At 32.2% G+C, this 24072-nt stretch carries 21 protein-coding genes; 9 read left to right on the top strand and 12 right to left on the bottom strand.

Annotation, left to right across the window (positions count from 1 at the left end; translation table 11 throughout):
- Positions 1 to 99 precede the first annotated feature (99 nt).
- Genes PYW35_RS00800 through PYW35_RS00790 form a run of 3 tightly spaced genes read left to right on the top strand, consistent with a single transcriptional unit; the run spans position 100 to position 2997 of the window.
- Complete coding sequence (locus PYW35_RS00800) at positions 100 to 1029, top strand: ABC transporter substrate-binding protein (protein WP_016911991.1); 930 nt, start codon at positions 100 to 102, stop codon at positions 1027 to 1029.
- Positions 1019 to 2017, top strand: coding sequence for a FecCD family ABC transporter permease (locus PYW35_RS00795; RefSeq protein ID WP_103322586.1), 999 nt, complete (start codon positions 1019 to 1021; stop codon positions 2015 to 2017). The genes PYW35_RS00800 and PYW35_RS00795 overlap by 11 nt, the downstream gene beginning before the upstream one ends.
- Entirely contained in the window at positions 2014 to 2997 is a 984-nt protein-coding gene (locus PYW35_RS00790) for a FecCD family ABC transporter permease (protein WP_103322585.1), read from the top strand. The genes PYW35_RS00795 and PYW35_RS00790 overlap by 4 nt, the downstream gene beginning before the upstream one ends.
- 127 nt (positions 2998 to 3124) lie before the next feature.
- On the opposite strand, the gene PYW35_RS00785 is transcribed toward PYW35_RS00790, so the two are convergent.
- Both PYW35_RS00785 and PYW35_RS00780 read right to left on the bottom strand, forming a co-directional pair.
- Entirely contained in the window at positions 3125 to 4570 is a 1446-nt protein-coding gene (locus PYW35_RS00785; RefSeq protein WP_103322584.1) for a M81 family metallopeptidase, read from the bottom strand.
- 3 nt (positions 4571 to 4573) lie between these two features.
- Positions 4574 to 5986, bottom strand: a complete 1413-nt coding sequence (locus PYW35_RS00780) for a PTS transporter subunit EIIC (RefSeq protein WP_103322583.1) — start codon at positions 5984 to 5986, stop codon at positions 4574 to 4576.
- Between the two features lie 165 nt (positions 5987 to 6151).
- On the opposite strand from PYW35_RS00780, the gene PYW35_RS00775 reads away from it, so the two are divergent.
- Positions 6152 to 6934, top strand: coding sequence for a DeoR/GlpR family DNA-binding transcription regulator (locus PYW35_RS00775; RefSeq protein WP_103322582.1), 783 nt, complete (start codon positions 6152 to 6154; stop codon positions 6932 to 6934).
- Between the two features lies 1 nt (position 6935).
- The gene (locus PYW35_RS00770) at positions 6936 to 8306 is read left to right on the top strand and encodes a M24 family metallopeptidase (protein WP_103322581.1); all 1371 of its coding nucleotides are present in this window, start codon (positions 6936 to 6938) and stop codon (positions 8304 to 8306) included.
- Between the two features lie 166 nt (positions 8307 to 8472).
- On the opposite strand, the gene PYW35_RS00765 is transcribed toward PYW35_RS00770, so the two are convergent.
- From PYW35_RS00765 to PYW35_RS00750, 4 genes are all read right to left on the bottom strand, one after another.
- Entirely contained in the window at positions 8473 to 9066 is a 594-nt protein-coding gene (locus PYW35_RS00765) for a hypothetical protein (protein WP_103322580.1), read from the bottom strand.
- A gap of 250 nt (positions 9067 to 9316) precedes the next feature.
- Entirely contained in the window at positions 9317 to 9649 is a 333-nt protein-coding gene (locus tag PYW35_RS00760) for a type II toxin-antitoxin system PemK/MazF family toxin (RefSeq protein WP_103322579.1), read from the bottom strand.
- Entirely contained in the window at positions 9643 to 9903 is a 261-nt protein-coding gene (locus PYW35_RS00755; RefSeq protein ID WP_103322578.1) for an AbrB/MazE/SpoVT family DNA-binding domain-containing protein, read from the bottom strand. The genes PYW35_RS00760 and PYW35_RS00755 overlap by 7 nt, the downstream gene beginning before the upstream one ends.
- 61 nt (positions 9904 to 9964) lie before the next feature.
- A complete protein-coding gene (locus PYW35_RS00750; protein WP_103322577.1) occupies positions 9965 to 10498 on the bottom strand; it encodes a DUF4865 family protein in 534 nt (177 codons plus the stop codon).
- A gap of 97 nt (positions 10499 to 10595) precedes the next feature.
- On the opposite strand from PYW35_RS00750, the gene PYW35_RS00745 reads away from it, so the two are divergent.
- Positions 10596 to 11315: a LysR family transcriptional regulator gene (locus PYW35_RS00745; RefSeq protein ID WP_103322576.1), complete on the top strand. Its 720-nt coding sequence runs from the start codon at positions 10596 to 10598 to the stop codon at positions 11313 to 11315.
- Between the two features lie 89 nt (positions 11316 to 11404).
- Here the strand turns inward: PYW35_RS00745 and PYW35_RS00740 are convergent, their stop codons facing one another.
- The 4 genes from PYW35_RS00740 to dcuS all read right to left on the bottom strand — a co-directional run bounded on the left by PYW35_RS00740 (position 11405) and on the right by dcuS (position 16869).
- Positions 11405 to 12586, bottom strand: a complete 1182-nt coding sequence (locus tag PYW35_RS00740) for an NAD(P)-dependent malic enzyme (protein ID WP_103322575.1) — start codon at positions 12584 to 12586, stop codon at positions 11405 to 11407.
- A 31-nt stretch (positions 12587 to 12617) separates the two neighbouring features.
- A complete protein-coding gene (locus PYW35_RS00735; protein WP_103322574.1) occupies positions 12618 to 13967 on the bottom strand; it encodes a 2-hydroxycarboxylate transporter family protein in 1350 nt (449 codons plus the stop codon).
- Between the two features lie 587 nt (positions 13968 to 14554).
- Complete coding sequence (locus PYW35_RS00730) at positions 14555 to 15268, bottom strand: response regulator (RefSeq protein ID WP_103322573.1); 714 nt, start codon at positions 15266 to 15268, stop codon at positions 14555 to 14557.
- Positions 15262 to 16869 carry a DcuS/MalK family sensor histidine kinase gene (dcuS, locus tag PYW35_RS00725; RefSeq protein ID WP_103322572.1) on the bottom strand — a complete coding sequence of 536 codons (1608 nt, stop codon included), beginning with the start codon at positions 16867 to 16869 and terminating at the stop codon, positions 15262 to 15264. The genes PYW35_RS00730 and dcuS overlap by 7 nt, the downstream gene beginning before the upstream one ends.
- A 207-nt stretch (positions 16870 to 17076) precedes the next feature.
- On the opposite strand from dcuS, the gene PYW35_RS00720 reads away from it, so the two are divergent.
- Together PYW35_RS00720 and PYW35_RS00715 are read left to right on the top strand one after the other, a co-directional pair.
- On the top strand, positions 17077 to 17469 hold the full coding sequence (locus PYW35_RS00720) for a (deoxy)nucleoside triphosphate pyrophosphohydrolase (protein WP_103322191.1): 393 nt from the start codon (positions 17077 to 17079) through the stop codon (positions 17467 to 17469).
- 2 nt (positions 17470 to 17471) lie between these two features.
- Positions 17472 to 20354: a DEAD/DEAH box helicase gene (locus PYW35_RS00715; RefSeq protein ID WP_103322190.1), complete on the top strand. Its 2883-nt coding sequence runs from the start codon at positions 17472 to 17474 to the stop codon at positions 20352 to 20354.
- Between the two features lie 308 nt (positions 20355 to 20662).
- Here the strand turns inward: PYW35_RS00715 and PYW35_RS00710 are convergent, their stop codons facing one another.
- Positions 20663 to 21136, bottom strand: a complete 474-nt coding sequence (locus PYW35_RS00710) for a GNAT family N-acetyltransferase (protein WP_103322189.1) — start codon at positions 21134 to 21136, stop codon at positions 20663 to 20665.
- A 49-nt stretch (positions 21137 to 21185) separates the two neighbouring features.
- Positions 21186 to 22334 (bottom strand): ROK family transcriptional regulator, encoded by a 1149-nt coding sequence (locus tag PYW35_RS00705; protein ID WP_103322188.1) that lies wholly within the window; start codon positions 22332 to 22334, stop codon positions 21186 to 21188.
- A gap of 294 nt (positions 22335 to 22628) precedes the next feature.
- On the opposite strand from PYW35_RS00705, the gene PYW35_RS00700 reads away from it, so the two are divergent.
- Positions 22629 to 24065 (top strand): MFS transporter, encoded by a 1437-nt coding sequence (locus tag PYW35_RS00700; protein ID WP_103322187.1) that lies wholly within the window; start codon positions 22629 to 22631, stop codon positions 24063 to 24065.
- The last annotated feature ends 7 nt before the right edge of the window (positions 24066 to 24072 follow it).

Below are 24072 nucleotides of genomic sequence, written 5' to 3'. Positions count from 1 at the left end.
CAAATTCATTATTGACAAAAAAAGGTAATATTCTATAATTGATAATGAAAATCATTGTCGAAATATTCAAAAACTCAACTTTAGAAAGAGGTTAAACAAATGAGAAAGCTTTTATCAGTATTAGTTGTTTTAGTTGTAATGCTTGCTGCTTGTGGTGGTAAGCAAGAAGAATCTTCAAATAAAGATACGCGTGAAGTGAAACATGCTATGGGCACGACTAAAGTTCCGAAAGATCCTAAACGTGTTGTAGTCTTAACTAACGAAGGTACTGAAGCGCTTGTTTCAATGGGCGTTAAGCCGGTTGGTGCTGCAAATTCATTTGCTGGTGATCCTTGGTATAAGCACTTAGAAAAGAAATACAAAGGTATTGAACCAGTTGGTGGCGAAAGTGAAATCAACTTAGAAAAAATTGCTAAATTAAAACCAGATTTAATTATTGGTAATAAATTCAGACAAGAAGCTCAATACAAAAAGCTTTCTGAAATTGCTCCGACCGTATATTCAAATGAATTACGTGGAGATTGGAAAAATAACTTTAAATTATATGCAAATGCTATAAATAAAGAAGATAAAGGTAAAGAAGTTTTAAGTAATTATGACAAACATGTAGAAAAAGCTAAAAAAGAAATTGGAGATAAAGCAAATTCAGAAGTATCAATGATTCGCTTCATGCCAGGAGACGTAAGAATTTATCATAAAGATACATTCTCTGGCGTCATCTTAGATGAATTAGGTATTAAACGTCCGAAAGGTCAAGATAAAGATGATTTTGCTGAAAAAGGCGTTACTAAAGAACGTATTAAAGCAATGGATGGAGACTACATCTTCTACTTTACTTTCCAAGAAGATAACAAAAAAGTATCACAATTAGAAAAAGAATGGATAAATGATCCAGCATTCAAAGATTTAAATGCATCTAAAAAAGGTCATGTTTATAAAGTAGATGACGCTGTTTGGAACACTTCTGGTGGCGTGTTATCTGCCAATATGATGGTTGACGATGTAAAGGCTAAGCTAAGTGAAAAATAAATACCTTTGGTGGTTTCTCCTATTCACAGGTTTGTTTATCTCTCTATTCATCTTAAGTATGATGTTAGGTTATAAACATTTCACATTTTTAGATATATGGCATCATTATATCAATGGAGAAACAATTAAAGATCAACGTGTACTCACACAATTAAGACTACCTCGCGCAATTTTGGGCGGGGTTGTCGGTGTTTTAATGGGTATTAGTGGTGTAATGATCCAAACCATTACCCGTAACCCATTTGCAAGTCCTAGCATCATGGGTGTTAACAGTGGTTCTAGCTTAATGGTTGTGATCGCTACTGTGGGGTTTGGCCTGAATGGAGTATTTCAATTAGCGTCTATGGCATTCATAGGTACAATCATTATCGCAACATTGATTATTTTAGCAACAACATTACCATTTAAGCCTTTTAATGCAATGGAACTCACATTATTCGGAGCAAGTATTAGCGCCTTTTGCATGGCCATTACTCAAGGGTTACTCATATATAATGAATCAGCGATTGAAGAATTGATATATTGGTTAAACGGTTCTGTTGCCAATAAACATATTGATATCTTAATGTATATTTGGCCATTTATTTTAGGTGGCTTAATCATCGCTTTATACATGGCTAAACCACTTAATTTATATATGTTAAGCGATGATGCCTTAAAAGGACTTGGCGCTAAAATATTAACCATCAAAATATTTACAATGATAGCTGTTGTACTGTTAAGTGGCTCAGCTGTTGCATTAGCAGGACCGATTGCTTTTATAGGACTTATTACACCACACGTTGCAAAAATGATATGCAAGTCACATGACCATTTCATTGTTATACCTTTATCCGGAATTTTAGGTGGTTGTTTACTGTTATTAAGTGATATTTTAAGCCGATATTTACTTATGCCGAGAGAACTGCCTGTTGGTATCACGACAGCACTTATCGGCACGCCGATATTCATTTATTTAATTCTTAATCGTAAGGAGTTAACAGAATGAAAAAATTAATTATATTAATCGTATTGCTCATGTTAACTACCTTACTGACGCTCATGCTGGGAGACAGCTTTATTGCACCACAAAATGTATTAAGCGGCCTCTTTAAGTTAGACGATCCATATATAAACCTTGTCATAAATACATTAAGACTGCCAAGAGTCTTACTTTCAATCGTAACAGGCGCTGCACTCGGTATCGCAGGTTGCGTCTTACAATTCATTACGAAAAATCCTTTAGCATCTCCAGATGTAATTGGTATATCACAAGGTGCAAACGTAGGATCATTAGTATTCTTAATCGTCTTAACAACAAGTACAGAAGCATTATTATTACCAATCACCTATCAACCCGTTTTTTCCATGCTAGGTGCTGTCATCGTTACAGCTCTATTATACTTTTTAGCATTGAGAAAAAGTTACAAGCGAGACCGACTAATCTTGATAGGTATAAGCTTTAATATACTTTGCCAAGCAATCGTCATGTTCTTAATTTTGACTTCAAATAAACGAAGCGCTCAAGCACAAATTTGGATTACAGGTTCAGTGCATCAAGCAGAATATCATCAAGTCATAATTGTCGGAAGCATATTACTGATCGTTATGTTAATCCTTATGTACTATGCACGATCATTTGATGTACATTACTTAGGCAGAAACTTGTCCTTCGCATTAGGTAATCCTTACCAATACATATCCATCATCGCCCTCTTATCCATGAGTATCTTGATTGGTATATCCATGAGTTACGTTGGCGGCATACAATTTGTTGGATTAATCGCACCACACATTGCGATGAAGCTCGGAGGACATCAATTTAGAAATCGCATGTTATATAGCGCGATTATTGGCGCAATTATTATATTATTAAGTGACTTAATAGGAAGAACACTCTTCTTACCAAAAGAAATCCCAGCCGGTATATTCACAGCACTCATCGGCTCACCATTCTTTATGTATTTGTTAATCAAAAGTAGAAAATGATGTAAAAAACGAAGCCCGTATAAAAAGGGCTTCGTTTTTTGTTCATAAAGAGAGAGAGATTATAATTAATATAAAAATCCAATATCATATCCTACATGCAAGATTAGCAAAGAAGGCTATTTTTCACTTAAAATTGATCTATAGGGTACATTGGTCTATAAATCCTTTTATATTCAAGATTTTCAGTCAATTGATATGTGTCCCCAGGTGTCAAAGACATAATAGTATGATCAGCTACTTCTTCTAATTCCGGAAAAATATAGCCCTGTTTAACGATTACAATATCATAGTCTCTCGGATGTATTCCCAATTCAGTAAACTGATTAATTTCTGCAAAAGAAGTAAAATGATTTGATACAATAAGCGTAATATCAACTTTATCTAGTTTTAATAAGACAACTTCACCTACAATATCTTCAGCACTCCCAAAAATAGATAAACACTTTAATTTTCCTTTTTTCAATATTGTAGCAGAAACATTTAATTTATCTTCTTTTCTTTCGCCTAAATTTATATGAATAACTTTTCCGACGTCCTGATTTAGTAAATACTCGGTGTTACTGATATCCGTTATAGCGCTAATTAAAATTTTTTTATGATGATAATTTTTAATATCCAATAATTGTTTAAGCATAAACAAACTATTTCCAGGTGCTCCAGCAGTCGTGTTATCACCAGAATCACTTACTATAACTACTCCTTTATGATAGTCCATTGCTTCTTTCAGTGCTTCTTCTGGTAACTTTGCATTTCCAGTAAAATGAAATTTTTCTTTATTGTCTAAAACATAGTTCTTTATCTCTTGAGCTTTTTTTAACGCATCGTTTCGGTACTTATTATCACTAGGTATTACGACAACTCCTGCCCCACATGTGTAATTATCCTGTCTAACAAAACCAATATGATATGATGCACTTAATATTCGCTCATTACTTTCAATCTCATCTAATAAAACATTAATAGATTTCAAAGGTTCATCTTTAGATGAAGACCGTTCCCCTCCTAACATAATTGGTATCTTGAGATATGTCGGTGTGATATCTTTTCTGTTATTCAAGAATTCGCTAAATAATTCTGCAACATGATTATACGTTTCATCAATATCTGTATGCGGTGATTCTCTATAACATCTAACTAAAGTACACTTTTCTATAAAATCTTTAGAGATATTTCCATGAGGATCCATAACTACTGCAATAGGAAAATAAGGTCCAACAATCTCTCTTATTTTATCAATTAAATGATGTTCACCTGAATTTCCAACTAAATCTTTAACGTAACTCCCACCGTGTAAAAACAAATAAATACCGTCTATTCTATCTATATTTTCTTTTATAGAATTCAGTAATTTTTTCTCTATATAATCAAATGCTTCAAAATCAATCATGCCTTGAGCATATCCATTAGCATAGATACTCGGTATAATGTCTATGTTGTTTTTTCTAAACACATCCAAACCTTGCATAGAATTTTGCATTTCTTGTGATTCTTTGATTACGAAGTCATCTAGAGTACAATTCTTCTCACTGAATGTATTAGATTCTGCGTTAAAAAAACCAACTAAAACTTTCATAAACTATTCTCCCTCATCTCTATTTTTTTCATCATCAATAATATTTTTGTCTCTTTTTATAAGTATTGAAGTAGCAATAAAGCTAGATACAACTGAAATTATTAAAGTAATAAATCCATTTATAATGTTTTGTGCAGGTGATGAGCCAACATAAAAAGTTGTAAGTGCAACTAATCCTGGAGCAATTTGAGCGCCTTGAACAATGTTCATAATTCCTCCGAATAATCCGCCAATTACTGCACCTATAATAGCCCCCATGAAAGCTTTTCTATAAGGAATCAAAAAACCAAAAAGTGCAGGTTCTGTTATACCCAGTATTCCTGTTATTCCCGCTGAATAACCTAAACTTTTGGTTTTTTTATTTTTAGACCAAAAGCCTACTGTTAATGCGGCACTTCCCACAGCTGTATTACTAGCTAATGCAGCAGGTAATACTAATGAATCAAATCCTAAATTAGTAATATTATTTAAGCTAATAGGTATAGTTCCTTTATCAATACCAAATACCACCATAATAGGGTATACACCACTATAAATAGAAAAAGCTAACCAGTTTAGTTTTCCACTTAGAAAAATAAATAAATTAGCTAACAACTCACTAATCATAGTTCCTAACGGACCAAAAATAAATAATACAAGTGGTGCTGTAATACTAATTGATAAAATTGGTGTTATAAAATACTTAACTTCTTTTATCAATTTTTTATCTAACCATTTATATATAATTGATAAGCATAAAACGCCTATAATTGATGGAATAATTGTCCCATTGTATACTGTCTCTTTAATAGGAACACCCAAAATATCAAGATTTTTCGTATTATTTATGCCATCAAAAACAGTTATCGCTCCTAAAAATGCACCCATAACAGGTGGTATTTTTAATTTTATTGCAGCCTGAAATCCTACATATATCGGTAAGAAGTAGAAACCAGCTAAAGCTATACTAGAAAACACATGATAAGTACCACTTTTATCACTAAATCCAAATACGTTTACACATACATTTAAGATAGCTAATAATAATCCAGAAGCTAAGAATACTGGCATTATTGGAATTAATACGCCACTAATAAAATCTAATATTTTTGACGTTAATGATATAAAAGATTTATCTTTCTTTGTTTCCTTACCGTTATCATAGTTAGAAGTATGTTGTTCATTTGCTTTAATATACTCTGAAAATTCTAGATAAAATGCATTAACATCTGTTCCAACTACATTTTGAACTTCATTGCCTTGTATGATTGAGGCAGATATTCCTTCAATATTTTCCAAGCTTTTTCTGTTAAGTTTACTTTTATCTTTCACTTTGATTCTGAGTCTAGTAGCACAATGATAGTATTCATCAATATTTTGAATTCCGCCAACTGCTGAAATTAATTCTTTGCTCATATTTTCATAACTTTTTGACATATCTTCCCTTCCTCCCCTTGTAAAAATATTTATGACAACGCTTACACGGAATTATACTAACTTTCCTAAACAATAACAATCTTTTATGTTAACTTACTTTAATTATCATCATCAAAATGTTAATTTGTGTTATATTATAGTTAATTCATTTATTAGGAGGTTTATATGAAAGATCAATTAACACAAAATAGTCGATTCAAATATATATATAACCTATTAAAGTTAGACGGCGAAGTTAAGAGCAAAAAATTATCCGAAGAGCTATCTGTTTCGCTTATGACGATCCACAGAGACTTAAAAGAAATGGAAGAAAAGGGTTATTTGGAACTCGTTCATGGTGGTGCTATCCAGAAAAGTGATAATAACATTGAGTATCCAATGTTTATTAAAACATCAGAGTTTGTTGAAGATAAAAAAAAGATGGGTTATTATGCGCGTTCTTTAATAAAGGATGGACAAAGTATTTTTTTAGAAACGGGATCGACACCTTACTTTGTTGCTAGAGAGTTAATTCATTTGAAAAAAAGTGTCTTTTATACAAATTCTATGTTGATTTTAAATACATTATCACGTATTGAAGATTTAGAATTGCATACTATTGCGGGTAAATATCGTGAATTATCAAACGGTTTTACTGGCTTTGAGGCACTACGCAATATTCAAAATTATAATTTCGATATATGCTTTATTGGTACAGAGTCTATCTCAAGTGACGGCATTGTTTCTTTACCTAATCAAGAAGATGCACATACTAAAATGGCTGTTATGAATCAATCGAAGAAAAAAGTCCTCGTTACTGATAGTACGAAGTTTAATAAAACATCACTATATACAATCGGTCATATTAAAGATTTCGATTATGTTATTACAAATTTAGATGTACATTCTAAAGTTTATACACAAATAAAAGAAATGAATGAAAATTTAATCAGTATAAAGGAGTATTAATATGAATATACAACTCAAAAAAACGAACCCACCCGTAATGTCTGATTATAATGATCAAATTATTCTATCTGACAAAATATACGCTGATAGAAAAAATAATTTAATATCAAGTATGGAAAATAAAGGTGTAGATGTCGCTGTTATATATGCTGATAGAGAACATGCTGCTAACTTTGAATATTTTACTGGCTTTGTACCGAGATTTGAAGAAGCTTTATTGGTCGTTCATAGAGATGGTAAATCTTATTTAGTACTTGGTAACGAAAATATGAAAATGGCTAAGTTCTCAAGGTTATCTTGTGAAGCCATTCATGCGCCGATACTTTCCTTACCTAGTCAGCCTATGTATGATCAAGAGAACTTAGATGAAATATTAACAAAAAGTGGTATAACTTCAGAAAAAGTAGTTGGGATAATTGGATGGAAACTATTTACAACTCAACAAAATAACTCAACATTATTTGATTTGCCGTATTTTATAATTGAATCTATTCAATCTATATCTAAGTCTCTCTTAAACATTACAGACATACTGATTTCTCCATTATATGGCATACGAACAATGCACTCAGCTGAGGAAATAGCTTATTTAGAGTATGGCTCTACATTAGCTGGAGTTTGTATGTTCAATACATTAAATAATGTTAACTTAAAAAAGACTGAAGTCGAATTAGCAAATAGCCTATCTTACGGTGGTCAACCTCATACTGTCACTACCATAACTGCAAATGGCGATAGATTTAGTAATGCCATTGTTTATCCGAGAGATAAAAAAATAAGTTTAGGTCATAAAATTTCCTTAACAGTTGGGTATAAAGGCGGCTTATCAAGTAGAGCTGGATATGTTGCAAATACTAGCGAAGATCTAAATGAATCTGAGAAACAATATTTAGAAAAAGTTGCCATACCTTATTATACAGCTATAACAACATGGCTAGAAAATTTTAAAATTGGTACTAAAGGTGACGACTTTTACAATTTAATTAATGATATTTTTCCAAAAGAACAATATGGTTGGGAATTAAATCCAGGTCACTTTACTGCAACAGAAGAATGGCTATCATCTCCATTCTATCCAAATTCACAATGTACGATAAAAAGCGGACAAGTATACCAAATAGACATCATCCCAAGTGTTAAGGGATATGGTGGGGTAAGCTGTGAAGATGGTGTAGCAATAGCAGATCATGATTTAAGAAATAAAATTAAAGAAACTTATCCTGATTTATGGCAAAGGTTTGAGAGAAGACGAAATTATATCATTGAAGAATTAGGTATTCATTTACCTGAAGAAGTATTGCCAATGAACGATATCGTCGCTTACTATAGACCATTCTTATTGAATCAAGAAACAACTTTAGTTAGTGAATAACTGAACACTCATACAACAAAATTTATACACAAGTCATAATATATCGAAAAAGAGAAAAGCTTATAGCATAAGTTTTTCTCTTTTTTATGTCCAATTTCAACATAAAAAAGACCAGCTACTATTAAGCAGCTGGTGAAAAATATATAACATTTTAATTCTCTGATCCTCATGGAATTTGATCTACATTTTCAATTGTCTTTATTTCACCATTTTCAGTTGTGATGAGTATTGAAAAGTCATTGTTCGGATTATCATCATATACTAATCCATCGTTATCATCTATAGTCGGTGTGCCATGCAATGATTTAAATTCTTCTACTGATATATTGCTTGGTGCGACATAAATATTTTTTACTTTATCATCACTGTCGTATGTAACAGCTAAATCACCATATCTTTCAGCATTAGACTGACCTACTGCCACATCACCGTCTGAATTCCCGAATTCACTTTCAATACTTTCACGTGACATGCCTAACGCTACACCATTAAATTCATTTCTCACATCTGAATTCATGAAGTCTAGGCTAAATTGAGTCGTTTGAACATCAATTTTTGGCGGATTACCTTTTGAATGATTAGATTCCGAAGTTTTAGAACTTCTATTTGAATCCTTATGAGATTTTTCCTGAGATGCGTTTTGACTACTAGAAAATTCAATACGATTGTCTCCAGATATTACATTGTAAGCTATTATTCCAAACACACCCACTGTCATGAGGAGCGCTACTAATACCATCCCTAAGATTATCTTCTTCAAGTTCTTTCCCCCGTACTGTTTTTTTATAACAAAAGTTAATAGATTTATTGTAATTCATATCAAAATTACTTTCTATAGTTATTTGAAATAATAGAAGCATATATAAACAAATTAAAAATATGATAAATTATTTTATCAAATCAAAGGTAAATAAAAAGGAATGGATTTCTCCATTCCTTAATACGTAAATTACTGGGCATATTGTCTTTAAATATATTCTTAATATCTATATGATTGCAGTGTTTTTTTATTACAAATCCATAATACCTGTTAGAATATCTTTTACTTCTTCTATCTTATTTGCTTTTAGTACATCAACTTTTTGATGGGAACGTGTATATAAATCAACTGTTCTAATGTGAGCACAATCTACAACACCATTAATCAATCCTTTTTCTGTTTCAACTATAACATCTGTAGGATAGCGTGACTGTTTACGTGATGTAATAGGTATAACCCATGCGAAACCAGATTGTTTCGTGAACTCTGTAATATTTACGACTAAACATGGTCTATAATTTCCTTTTTCATTGCCTTGAACAGGATTTAGATTTAATTTAATAATATCGTACTGTTTTACCATTCTTCACGCCCCACTGATTCTCCCCAATCGTATTCACCACGTTCATATTCTCCACCATCTTCAATAAACTTTCTCCAACGGTCTTTGAATGTATTCGGTTTTTCTAATACAATTTGATTACCTTTAACATTCATAACAAGTTCATCCCCTATCTTAAAACCTGCTTTTTCTAACATATCTTTTTTAATACTGATAACCTGGCCATTACCACTTTTATATACTTTAGCATATGCCTTATTGGTTGGTTCACTCATGGTTATCACTCCTTTATCATGTCTTTACATGTATAATATCACAATACAATCTTTCAAGTCATTAATTAGATATGTGCAAAATCTCATAATAACTCACATGCTCATTCAACTTATTAGGCAAATTTTCTACAAATGAAAATTTAACTACTTTCCACTTTTCAGGATTATAAATGATTACTTCGGAAAGAGTATTCTCATAACACTCGAAACTAGACTTGATATCCAACTTTTTTATTGAAGATACTGGTTGAATATCTATATATTCTTCAACTAAATACCGGCTTTTCTTGATATTTTTTTCTATTTTAGCTTCATATTTAATGCCTATACTAATTTTCTGCCAGCCAAATGAGGAAATAATATTGTCATAATATCCATCAAATATAAATTTATTCATTCCTTCAGAATCATTCCATAAATAAAATGGAGCATAAATATTGGTAATATTATTATGATCCTTTTCCTTAATTAAATAAGCTTTTAAGGATAATCCTGGAAAATTATCAGTCTTAAAGCCATTCATTTTAACTCGATTTCTAATGATATCCATATCATAATCGTTTGGTAATTTAATTTCATATTGCATTGCATACATATATATCACTCCTTACATATGACATTACATCTAAAAATAAATTTTGGATAATACCTATTTATGATATAGTTATCACTAAAACTGATAGGTGAATAATATGAATTTAAATGATTTAGAAATATTCAAAACAGTATACGAAAGTGATTCTATTAACCAAGCTGCAAGCAAGCTAAAATATGCTCAATCAAATATATCCCAAAGAATTAACCACATTGAAAAGTACTTAGAAGTAAAACTATTTATCCGTTCCAATAATGGAATAGAACCTAATGAAGAAGGAAAAGAATTTTATAATTACTGTTTAAGAGTCTTGAATGAAACAGAATTTATAAAAACTAAAATTAAAAATAATAAACAAACCTTACTTTGTTCAGAATTATTGTTCAGCTATTTAACACAACAAAATAAATTCTTTACAGATTCGGATATAGATATTGCTACAACAACTGAAATTAATAAAAAATTACAAAATAAGATATACAATAAAGTAATCAGCTTTAATAAAATACCTAACTATGTCTTAGAAAAAACTGAAACATTAAATTTGGCTTTTTTTAACAACGACAAAGATAATCACCTTATTCCACTTCTAATAAACCGAGATGAACAATGCCCTTTAAGACAATTATCTTTAAAAGTGAAAACCGAACATCAAAATATTCTTGAAATAGATTCTTTAGAAGCGATTATAAGTTTGGTTGAATTAGGAAAAGGCACTGCTTTATTGCCTATTTATTTAGAAAACAACAGAGAGATAGAAAGAGATTCATTGATTCAATATAGTTTAGACTATTACTATCATAAAATTAGCAAATAGTAAGTAGTTTATAAGATAACTTTGATGACCTACAAAATATTCTCATTAAAAAAAAGCAGATTTCTCTGCTTTTTTAATCAAACTATAATTTATACCAATACTTTGTGTTGATCTTCCACGCATTTCTTAACGGATTCTGCGACTTGTTCTACGACTCTTTTTTCTAATGCATTTGGAATAACGTAATTCGTACTTAGTTCATCTTCTTCTATTGTTGCAGCGATTGCTTTAGCTGCAGCGATTTTCATTTCTGTTGTTATGCGTTGTGTTTGTGCGTCTAATACGCCTCTAAATATCCCTGGGAATGCTAGTAAGTTATTGATTTGGTTAGGATAATCTGAACGTCCTGTTCCAACTATTGCCGCACCTGCTTCATATGCTTCTTCTGGATATATTTCTGGTGTTGGGTTGGCTAATGCAAATATGATTGGATTATCGTTCATTGTTCGTACGTGTTGTTTTGTTAATGCTTTTGGTCCTGACACGCCGATGAACACATCTGCATGTTGTATAACGTCTTCTAATGTGCCGGTTTGATTATCAAGGTTTGTATATTTTGCAATCTCTTGTTGCGTACTATTTAGCCATGATTCTGATTGATTTAAGACACCTTCTAGACTGACCAATGTAATGTTTTTATATCCCGCTTCTAACAACAACTTCGCGATTGCGATTCCTGCTGACCCTGCGCCATTTATAATAATTTTTGCATTATCGTCTTCTTTCTCTACAACTTTAAGTGCATTGATTAACGCTGCAAGCACGACAATTGCCGTTCCGTGTTGATCGTCATGAAATACGGGAATATCCATCTCTTCGATTAATCGTTTCTCTATTTCAAAGCAACGTGGTGCAGATATGTCTTCTAAGTTTATCCCTGAAAAATTAGGTTGCAATGCTTTTATGATGGATATGATTTCTTCAGTGTCTTTTGTATCTAAAGATATCGGAAAGGCATCCACATTTGCTAATTTTTTGAAAAGGATACTCTTACCTTCCATAACCGGTATTGCTGCTTTTGGTCCAATATCACCTAACCCAAGCACAGCAGTGCCATCTGTAATAACAGCAATCATATTCCCGCGTGCTGTTAGTGTGTCCGCTCTCGATTCATCTTCTGCAATGGCTTTACAAACTTCAGAAACACCTGGCGTATATACGACACTTAAATCTTCTTCCGTATTCACTTCAACCTTGCTCGTGATTTCTATTTTACCTGCATGTTCATGATGTAAATGAATGGATTTACTACTTTCATCTCTTTCAGTCATTGTTCTATCCCCTTATATAATTTTTTATCTTTTAGCTTAATAATTTTAATAACAGTGATGCCATAATAACGGTAGACACACCGCCTATTCTCGTTGCAACTTGTGCAAAAGGCATGAGTGCCATACGTTTAGATGCTGATAAAATCGCAACATCTCCTGTACCACCTAAACCACTATGACAGCCTGTCACAATAGCTGAATCTACTGGATACATTTTCATTAATTTACCTACGAAATAACCAGATGTTATCATTGTTAATACAACGGATGCACATATAACAATGTACGCTGGTGTAACAATTTTTACGACATCTTCTAGTGGAATATACAGCATTCCAAGACCAACCATTAACGGCCAAGTTAAACTTGTAGAGACAAATTTATATAAGTTATGTGCACCATCTTCCATTTTATGTGGCATCACTTTTAAACATTTAATAAGCGTTGCAAACAAAATCATAATAACAGGTCCTGGCATACCGATGAATTTTTCACCGAGCGTACCTACAATAAAGAAACTACATGCAATAAGTAACCCTGCTCCCATAAGTGAGAAATCAATGACTTTCTCTTTTTCCTTCTCTTCAGGTATGTCATCATTATTTTCAGATTTTACTAATTTTCCATTTCCAGAAAGGTGTGTTTTCTTTTCACCTAAGCGCATCATCAGACCCGCGCAAACTACTGCAAAAATATTACCAATAACAGCTGCTGGAATCATTTGAGAAACGAATGACTCTGCCGATCCTCCTAAAATAGATGAATACGCAATTGATAACGGTAAAATACCTTCACCAATACCCCCACCGATAATAGGTACAACGATATAAAATAATGTATGTTTAATATCATAACCAAACAGTAATCCAACTAATAGACCAGCAGATACAGCTAAAATCGTACCGACTACTAAAGGTACAAACATACGTGTAAATCCTTGAATCAATACTTTACTATTCATACCTAAAATACTTCCGACTACAAGACAAGAAATGTAGAAATATAAGAAGTTAGAAGTCTTCATCAAAGTCGTAACCGCTTCCATAGAAGACGTGTTAATCAAATCTAAAAAGACTAAAATAGAAGGTACAAGTAATGCTAAAATAGCAGGTCCACCTATTTCTTTAAGAATTGGAATTCTTTGACCAAGATCACCTAATAGAATTCCTAAAATCATAATGACAGCAAAACCACCAATCATGTCTGCTGGTAATGTATTATATACGGATGCGGCTAATATAATTGCAGCTAAAACGACATAAAGCGGTAAAGGCAATACACCGACTTTAGCTTTTATTAATTTATCCCCTAAGCTTTTGAAATTATTTTCAAGCAGTAACTCTTCTTGAGTAAGCGCTTTCATATTTGTCTTCGTGTTCATCTTCATCCCCCTAAATTGATATATCCCCATTTTATGAAAACGTTTTACAAATATATAGGTTATGAAATTTTAATTATCTTTTTGTAATTAAAAAAACCAAACTAAAAATACATTTAGTTTGGTTTAACCGTATTGGTAACGTTTCTTTATATCGTGGTTTTATAAGCAAAACTGGTGGGAGTCGCTTATATGGATACCCTTATTAGCAAGATCGTCTGGTTTTGCTTTTATGCGTGCCCTTATTAGCATGTTCCAGCAATCTTGCTTTTAACGACTGCCTTATTAGCACTTTCCAGCAATCTTGCTTTTAACAGTAGCCTTATTAGCACTTTCTCCTACTCTTGCTTCTAACCAAGTCCTTATTAGCACAATCGCCTACTTTTGCTTCTATACATATCCTTATTAGCACTTTCTCACAATCTTGCTTTTAACAGTACCCTTATTAGCACTTTCCAGCAATCTTGCTTTTAACAGTACCCTTATTAGCAAAACTGGTGAAAGTTGCTTATATGGACGTCTTTATTAGCAAGTCCGTCCCCTTTTGTTTACACATCTACTCTTATTAGCAGGATTACTACTTCTTAGTTTTATTCCATATAAGCTTTTAAATATTTCAGATTGTCTTCTTTAAATTTGTAGAAATAGATTGGTCGGCCTATTCCATATGTTAGAGATTCTTCTAGTACATCTATATCGGTTAAAAATTTTAAGTATTTTCGTACGGATACTCTAGAAATATTCACAGCTTTCGAGATATCATCTGTTGAAAACTCGTTCTTTTCAAAGTCATTCATTTTCTCAATGAGCATGTGTAGTGTTTCTTTTGTTACGCCTTTTGGCAATTTAAGATCCATCTCGTGTTCTATGATTTTCTTACTTAATAACTCGGCGTCTATGTCTGCTTGTTTAAGATTGCGATTTTCATTAAAAAAGTTTTGTCCTTGTTTGTATTTTAACAATGACTTTTTAAATCGTTCGAATTCAAATGGCTTAATTAAGTAATCCACGGCTCCGTAACGAAATGCTGTTTGGATATCATCTACATCTGATGCTGCCGTGATTAAAATGGCATCTACTTTATAACCTTGTTCTCTGACATACTTCAAAAAATTTAATCCATTTTCTTCTGGCATGTATATATCAAGCAATAATAAACCGATTTCTTTCTCTTCTAGGACAGCCATTGCTTCTGTGACATTTTGTGCAATTTCTACTGAAGCTTGAGGATCTATTTTTTCAATAAACTGGCTATTGATTTGGGCTACCATTGGATCATCTTCAACGATGAGTATTTTTAACATTTATCTTCTTCCTTTTTTGGATAGTTTATAACGACTGAAAATTGCACATTTCCTTCTTCATTGGCATTTATTTTGATATGTCCATTAAGTTTTTCAATGCTTTGTTGAACTAGGTGTAAACCATATCCTCTATTCTCCCCTTTAGAAGAAAAACCTTTTTCAAATATTTGATGATCCAGTTCGTCTTTAAGTCCTAATCCTGAATCAATAACATCAATTATTAAACGACCATTATCGTATTTCAAATGTACATCTATCGTTTTCTTTTTAACAGAAGATGTCACTAAAGAGTCTATACTATTATCAATCAAATTACCTATAATCGTAATCATTTCATGTGTGATATGTGAATCATTAGGCTCAGGGATGATTGTATCATTAATAATAGAAAGCTTAATATTCTGTTCTCTCGCCAAACTTAATTTGCCGATTAAGAAACCAGCTAATACTGCATCCTTAATATTCGACGTGATGTCTCCACTTTCTTGACTGCCAAGTTCAACGATTTCATGTATATACTGTTTCAAATCGTCATAATGTTCCATCTGCAACATACCAGAAATGACATGCAATCTATTACTGAACTCATGAGACTGTGCACGTAATGTATCAGCGTATGTCCTAACACCCACTAACTGTTCAGACAGCTTATTCACTTCCGTCTTATCTCTAAACGTTGAAATCGCACCAACCGTTTCATTATTCACAGTAAGCGGCACTCTATTCACCAAAATCTTTATACCATTAATATTCTGTTCTTTATCGCGTTCAGGTTTACCAAGCTCGAGAACTTTTGGTAATTGTGTAGAATCCATATAGTCATTAATATGCATGCCTATAGGATTACCTTTTAGACCAGCTCTTTTAAAAATATCCATCGCTGATTTATTCACTAAATTAATATTGCCTTCCTTATCAACAGCTACGATACCTTCATGAACAGACTGTAACATCGTGTTTCTTTCTCCAAGTATTTTCGCTATATGATGAGGCTCTAAGCCAAGTAAAATCCGCTTAATATACCTAGACAATAAATAAGCACCAATCGCACCGACAATTAACCCGATAATCGAGCCGATAATAATTTTCTTATTACCATCAGCTAATGCTTCAGAAACACTTTTCATCGGCACACCAACAGCAACAACACCGACTTGTTTACCATCAGCATATACAGGTGTGAACGACCTTAAAGACTCCCCAAGCGTACCTTTAGAAATAGAAGAACTGACATGACCATGCAGTGCCTCACGCTCATCTCCACCTTTAAAATGCTTACCAATCAAATCCTCATTAGGATGTGATCTCCTAATCCCCTTCATATCCATAACGACAATAAAACTCACATCCGTCGACCGTTGAATCTCAGAAGCATACGCCTGTACCCTCTTACCATCGTCATCCTTCTTCAAAGCCAATTGAACAACCTCAGACTGCGCGACCGTCTTACCAATAACCTCAGCCTTCTCCTCAGTCGTCTTATGTATCGTGTCCTTAATCGTATTACTAACTAATACACTCGTAATAAGCAATGAAAAAAGCACCACAATGCAGACCACAATAATAATGAGCGTACTTAACTTTAGTCTCTGTTTTCTCAAACCCCAAACCGCCTTTATTTATAGTTCATAAATATTAAACATATGTAATGAATTATTAAGAATATATCATACTATTCATTTTTATATAATAATTCGTCTAAAACTATCAAAAATTGCATTTTATTCGATCGTAAATTTACAATTTGTTACCGTAACGGTCAAATTTTGTTAAAATATAAACAAATATGAAATTTTGGAGGTAATATTTTGAAAAAACAAATCGAAGTTGTTGGTGCTGTTATTTTTTCAGATAATAAAGTTCTTTGTGCGCAAAGAAATGAAAATATGAGTTTACCTCTTATGTGGGAATTCCCTGGTGGTAAAGTTGAACAAGACGAATCTGAAGTTGATGCATTAAAACGTGAAATAAACGAAGAAATGTTATGTGATCTTGAGGTTGGTGATAAAATTACTTCAACTGCTTATGAATATGATTTTGGAATTGTGAATCTTCATACATATAAATGTAAGTTAAAAGAAAAAATGCCTACATTAACTGAACATAAAAGTATTAAATGGTTAAATATTCATGAATTAGAATCATTAGAATGGGCACCGGCAGACATACCAGCTGTAAAAATTATTGTAGATGAGGGATAATAATGGATAATTTATTAGAAGACTTTAATCAGTCGCTACATAAAGGATTTATCGATCGTACAATCTCTCATAAAGGTAATTTCATGCCTAAGTTATTGATTAATAATAAAGATGAGAATGTACTTTCAACGATTATTAACGAACTATATAAATGCAAATCATTTACGATTTCAGTAGCTTTTATTACTGAGAGCGGATTAGCTAGTTTAAAATCTCACCTCTATGATTTGAATCAAAAAGGTATTCGCGGAAAGATTATCACTTCTAATTATTTAGGTTTTAACACACCTAAGATGTATAAAGAGCTATTGAAACTTAAAAATGTTGATGTCAGACTAACCGACGTCAACGGATTTCATGCCAAAGGTTATGTGTTTGAGCATGAACATTATGCTTCTATGATAGTAGGAAGTTCTAATTTAACTTCTAATGCATTAAAAGTAAATTATGAACACAACATCTTACTTTCTACACAAAAGAATGGTGACCTTGTTTATAATGTAAAAGCTCAATTTGATGAATTATGGAACAAGAGCATACCTCTTTCAGATGCTTGGATCCAAGATTATGAACTTACATATGATGAGCGTAATTTAAAAAATGCGCTACGCATTACAGAGGAACAAAATGTTATTCAAAGTAACATCGAACAGGCTGTGAAAATTGAGCCAAACATTATGCAAAAAGAAGCTTTACATTCTTTATCTGAGCTTAGAAAAGCTGGTAAAAACAAGTCGCTCATTATATCTGCGACTGGTACAGGTAAGACAATTTTGTGTGCTTTAGATGTTAGAAGTTTTAATCCAAATAAATTTTTATTTATCGTTCATAATGAAGAAATTTTACAGAAAGCAACAGAAGAATTCAAAAAAGTATTACCTTTTGCTAAAAATGAAGACTTTGGTTTGTTAACAGGTAAGCGTAAAGAAACTCATGCTAAATATTTATTTGCTACAATTCAAACTTTATCCAAAGACGATATTTATAACCAATTTGATCAAAATCATTTTGATTATATCGTATATGATGAAGCACATCGTTCTGCAGCAAAGTCATACCAAAAAGTATTCAACTACTTCACACCTGATTTTGTACTTGGTATGACCGCTACACCTGAAAGAACAGATAGCTTAAATATATTTGAAATGTTTGATTACAATATTGCTTATGAAATTCGATTACAAAAAGCGCTTGAAAGTGAAATACTATGTCCTTTCCATTATTTCGGTGTGACAGACTATATTCATAAAGGAAAATCAACGGATGATTTTAGCAGCTTAACTGATTTAACTTCTGATGAGAGAGTCAGACACGTATTAGAAAAAACACAATACTATGGATATTCCGGTGAAGAATTAAAAGGACTTATATTTGTTAGTAGAAAAGATGAAGCAAGAGATTTAGCTGATAAACTAACATTACATAATGTGCCTTCCGTTGCACTGACAGGTGAAGACAATTCAGAAAAGAGACAAAAAGCGATAGAGCAGCTTAAATCTGGAGAAATCAATTATATCGTAACCGTTAATTTATTTAACGAAGGTATTGATATTGCACCTGTAAACCAAATTGTCATGTTAAGAGAAACTGAATCAAGTATTATTTTCATTCAACAGCTTGGTAGAGGTCTTAGAAAAAGTGAAAACAAAGAATATGTAACGGTAATAGACTTTATAGGTAACTACAAGAAGAACTATCTTATCCCAGTAGCTTTATCGGGTGACCAGTCTCAAAATAAAGATAACTATAGAAGATTTTTAACAAGTAATACTGCATTAATGGGTGTTTCAACAATCAACTTTGAAGAAGTCGCTAAGAAGAAAATATACGATTCACTTAAACAAGTTAAATTAAGTGCCGCAGCTCACATCAAACAAGCATATAACGAAGTTGAACAAAGAATCGGTAGAACACCTCTACTCATGGACTTTATTAGACAGAACTCTATAGATCCAAGTGTTATATATTCAAAAGACAGTGCCTATAAAAACTATAATCATTTCCTTGTTAGAGCAAAGAAAATAGAAGAACAATTAAACAAAAATGAAAACCTCAATTTAACATTTTTATCACGAGAAATTGCACCTGGATTAAAGAATATAGATCATACCATTTTAAGCGCAATAATTGAAAGACCACATAAAATAGATGAACTATTAGCAATCGCTCAAAATGTAGATCCGAACGTTACCTTAGAAGACGTACAAACAACTTTAAAAGTATTAGACTATAGTTTCTTTAGCGTCACTATTGATCAAACATACGGCAAACCAATCATCACCATTTCAAACGATGAAGTAGCATTAACAGAAACCTTTGCTACATCACTTGAAAAGCTACTCTTCAAAACATATGTCGAAGATATAATAGAATTAGCACAATATAACAATAGAACACATCACGGAAACCAAAATGGATTACTACTTTATAACAAATATACGAGAAAAGACTTCGTTAAATTATTAAACTGGAAATCAGACGAATCCGGAACAATCAACGGATATAAATTCGGTAATAATACTTTACCAATTTTCATAACATATCATAAACAAGATGATATTAGTGACAATACAAAATACGAAGACGAATTCCTAAGCCCTGACGAGCTCAAATGGTTCACAAGATCAAATAGAAAGTTAGACTCAAAAGAAGTACAAAAAATATTAGCACATCAAAAGAACAATATAGATATGTATATTTTTGTAAAAAAAGAAGATGTTGTAGATGGAAACGAATATTATTTCCTGGGAAAAGCACACTACTTAGAAGGCACAGCCGAGGAAACAACGATGCCAAACGAGAAAAAAGATAACATCGTAACAATGACATTATCCATGGAAACACCCGTAAAAGATGAGATTTACAGGTATATAATTGAAGAATAGAGAAAAAAAGGCGTACCTCCATATGAGAGGTACGCTTTATTTTTTTAAGCATAAAAAAATAACCATTCCAACTTTTGACAGAGTTTGCAGAATGATTATTTTTATCATTTTATAATAACTTAGTCACCGTCTTTAGAACGGGCTCACCGGGCAACGTGTTAGAGCACGTTGTCCTTTTTTCATTTACATAATAGCATGATTTGGGATATTTTGTCAGTTTTCTCCGTTAATTTTAAAGCAATATCGTAATGATAGGACGAGTACGGTCATTGCGCCACTATTCTATGTAATGTATCATCTTTTTCTCCCTAAAATCTTTTCTCCAACTCTATCTCATCCTTTATAGCAATACCATTTTCTGCTACTAATGGTATGGTTGGTTTCAGTTGTCGGGCTTTTTCTACTGCGTTTGGCAATACTTGTTTGATTCTATACCCTCTTTTTTGATAGAACTTTAATGCGTTTATGTTATCGTTTGTTGTTATAACTGTAATCCTCGTTATTTGTTTCTTTTCGCATGTTTGTTCTAAGCTTTTTAATAATTTTGAACCGATGCCTTTATTTTGAAGAAAGCTATCTAACGAAATGATTTCTACGTGATCTTCGTATGTTTTATATGTTATGAGCCCGAGTATTTGACCGTCTTCATATGCTGCGATTCCTGGTAATTTTGATAATTGGTAAGTGCCTGTGGATATGATCATTTCGTCACTTCCCCAATTTGTGTTAAACAAGTCTATTAATGTTTGTTGTTTTATATCTTTTGTTGATAAATATTCCATCTTCTCACGCTTTCATTGTGATATAAAATTAATTATATTCCAATATTGTTTATATCTTCAACTTGATATTATCTATCTTCAATATTTTCTGGGTTATGGCTAATGTTGCGCCAAGGAGTGTTGCGTGTTTAACGTTAGAGGTTAAACTGATTTCTATTTTTTTATCTGTGTATGTTGCAAATGTTGTTTGGATATTGTTCAATATCTCTGGTACTTCGTTGATTAATGGGCAGTTTATATATATGGCTTCTGGGCTTATTTGTGTGTTCAAGTTATATATTAAGGTTGCGATTCTTACGGAGAATTGTTCAATTTCTTCTCTTACGACTTCATTGTTATTGTAATATAATTGTTTAACTTCTTGTATGCTCAATGTTTTATTGAGTCTATTGTTGATTTTTTGTACGAGCGCGTCTTGTGAACATATGTCTTCTATTTTGTTATATGTTGCTTGACTGTTTTCTTTTGTTAATACTAATGTTTTGCCGATTTCTCCCGCTTCTCCTCCTGCTCCTCTATACAATTTCTTATTAATGATTAAGCCGGCGCCGATTCCTTTATGTATGCTAAGTGTGATTAAGTTATTCATTGCTAAGTCATTGTTTACGTTACATTCATAAATTGCTGAAAGGTTTGCTTCGTTCTCTACTATGACGGGTACATTGGCTATTTCTTTAATACTTTCAGTAATGGATATATTTTCTACTTCGTGAAACGGTAAGTGCGTAATTTCTTGTTCGTTATTTACAATTCCATGTACTGAAACGGATATGCCTAACAATCCATAATGTGTACTAAAAAGTTCTTCTGGATTAATATGTTCTTTTAATAATTCTATAACGTGACTTATTTTTTTATTGGCTAATGGAATAGATTCGTGCTTTAATATTTCACCATTAAAATAGCTATAGATCATTTCAATTGAATGGTAGCCGATATCGAATGATATAACGTAACCAAATTTTTGATTAATTTCTAATATAATTGGCCTTCTGCCGCCACTTCTTGTACTTTCTCCATGTCCGACTTCGTTTACGAGTCTCTTTTCTTTCAGTTTGTTTAAAATACTTGAAATGGTTGCTTTGTTAATGCCAAGATTTTTAGATATTTGAATTCTAGAGATAGCTTGATTATTAAATATTTGTTGTAAAACTAACTTTTGATTTGAATTTAAATTTAATACTTCTGCCTGCTTCATAATCGTCATCTCCCAAATTTATTCATTTTAACGAATCAAACTGTTTAAAATCTTATAGCATTGATTTTATTTAACTATAGCATAAATCATATTTTCGGATTAAATTATAAAGATTTTTCTCTGTTTACAAACTGCGTAGTATATACACTTATCTATGTTTAAACATTTATGTACTCCAATATAACTTTAAGAAAGCGTTTACAAAAATTGTGTTCAATGTAATATTCCACTTAAGTTAGTTTGTTTGAAAAACTAACCAACTGATTTCGTTTTTAAAACTGGAGGGATATTATTATGAATCAAACTGCAGAAACGAGTCCTGAGGAACATGTTTTACAATCAAATGACCATTCGCGATTACATATGTCTGAGAAACTTGTATTCGGTATCGGGGACTTTGGCGCTAATTACAGTTGGACTTTCATTGCGTCTTTTATCATTATTTATATGACCGATGTCGTCGGTGTTGCTGGCTCTGTTATCGGGACAATTATTCTTATTTGTCGATTTGCAGATGGTTTCTCTGATTTATTTATGGGAAGCATTATCGATAATACAAATATGAAAATGGAAAAAGCGAAACCTTGGGTTTTTTGGACAGCACCTATACTTGGTATTTTAACTTTTATGCTATTTAATGTACCAGACGCTTTTGGCTATACTGCCAAAATCATTTATATTTTTATTGTTTACTTTTTAATTTCAGTCGTTTTTTATACTGCTAATAACGTTGCCTATTCATCTTTAATTTCTTTTATGTCTAAAGACGAAAAAGATCGTGTTTCACTAGGGAGTATTCGTTTTATATTTTCAAATATTAGTGTGCTTTGCATTACAACATTTACAACATTTTTAGTAACAAGCTTTGGTGAAAACCAACAAGGTTGGACATACACTGCGCTCATCTACGCCTTTTTATGTGCAGTACCTTTATTGATTACAGGTTATTTTGTAAAAGAAAGAAACGTAGCTCAAAAACAACATACAAAAGACCACAAAACATCAAACCGCGTACCATTCACTTTGATTCTTAAAGTTTTAGTTACTGAAAAATATTTTATTATCACGATTATTCTTTATCTCTTATGGTATTTACGACAAACAGATAATGGTATGAGAATATACTATGCGACATACATTTTTGATAATGCAAATGTCATGGCGATTTTAAGTGTATCCACACTATTACCAACGATTTTAGGTTTGTTAATAGCACCTAAATTTGCTGAAAAAGTAGGTATTAAACAAAGTATTTTGATTGGTTTAATTATTTCCATTATCTCTTATGTCATTATGGGTATATTCTCAGAAAACTTAACAATGCTCGTTATTGGATTAGTGATAAACGGTATTGGTTTAGTACCATTCACTGCGGCGCTAAGCGGTATTGTTGCAGATGTAGGAGACATTATTTATTGGAAAACTGGCGTCCCAGTTCAAGGTTCCATTTTCAGCTTGGCGAGTGCAGGTATGAAGATTGGTTCCGGGTTACAATCAGCTATTGTTGGTTGGTCTTTATCGTTAGGTGGTTATGTTGCTGGTGCATCTGTTCAAACAGAAGGAACAATCTTTGCTATTAAATCCATGCAAATTTATTTCCCTTTATTCTCAGTTGTACTCATATGTTTATTCACTCTATTTTTAAATTATGAAAAGTTTATTAAACAAATTAAAAATCAAATTCGTTCGAATCGCGTCGGCGAAATGAGAACGAAAGAAATATATAAATAAAACGGAG

Origin of the sequence: Mammaliicoccus vitulinus, assembly GCF_029024305.1 — a bacterium.
Taxonomy (GTDB): Bacteria; Bacillota; Bacilli; order Staphylococcales; family Staphylococcaceae; genus Mammaliicoccus; species Mammaliicoccus vitulinus.
Note: the sequence above shows the minus strand (reverse complement) of the source record. Positions and strands in the feature narration are given on the sequence as shown.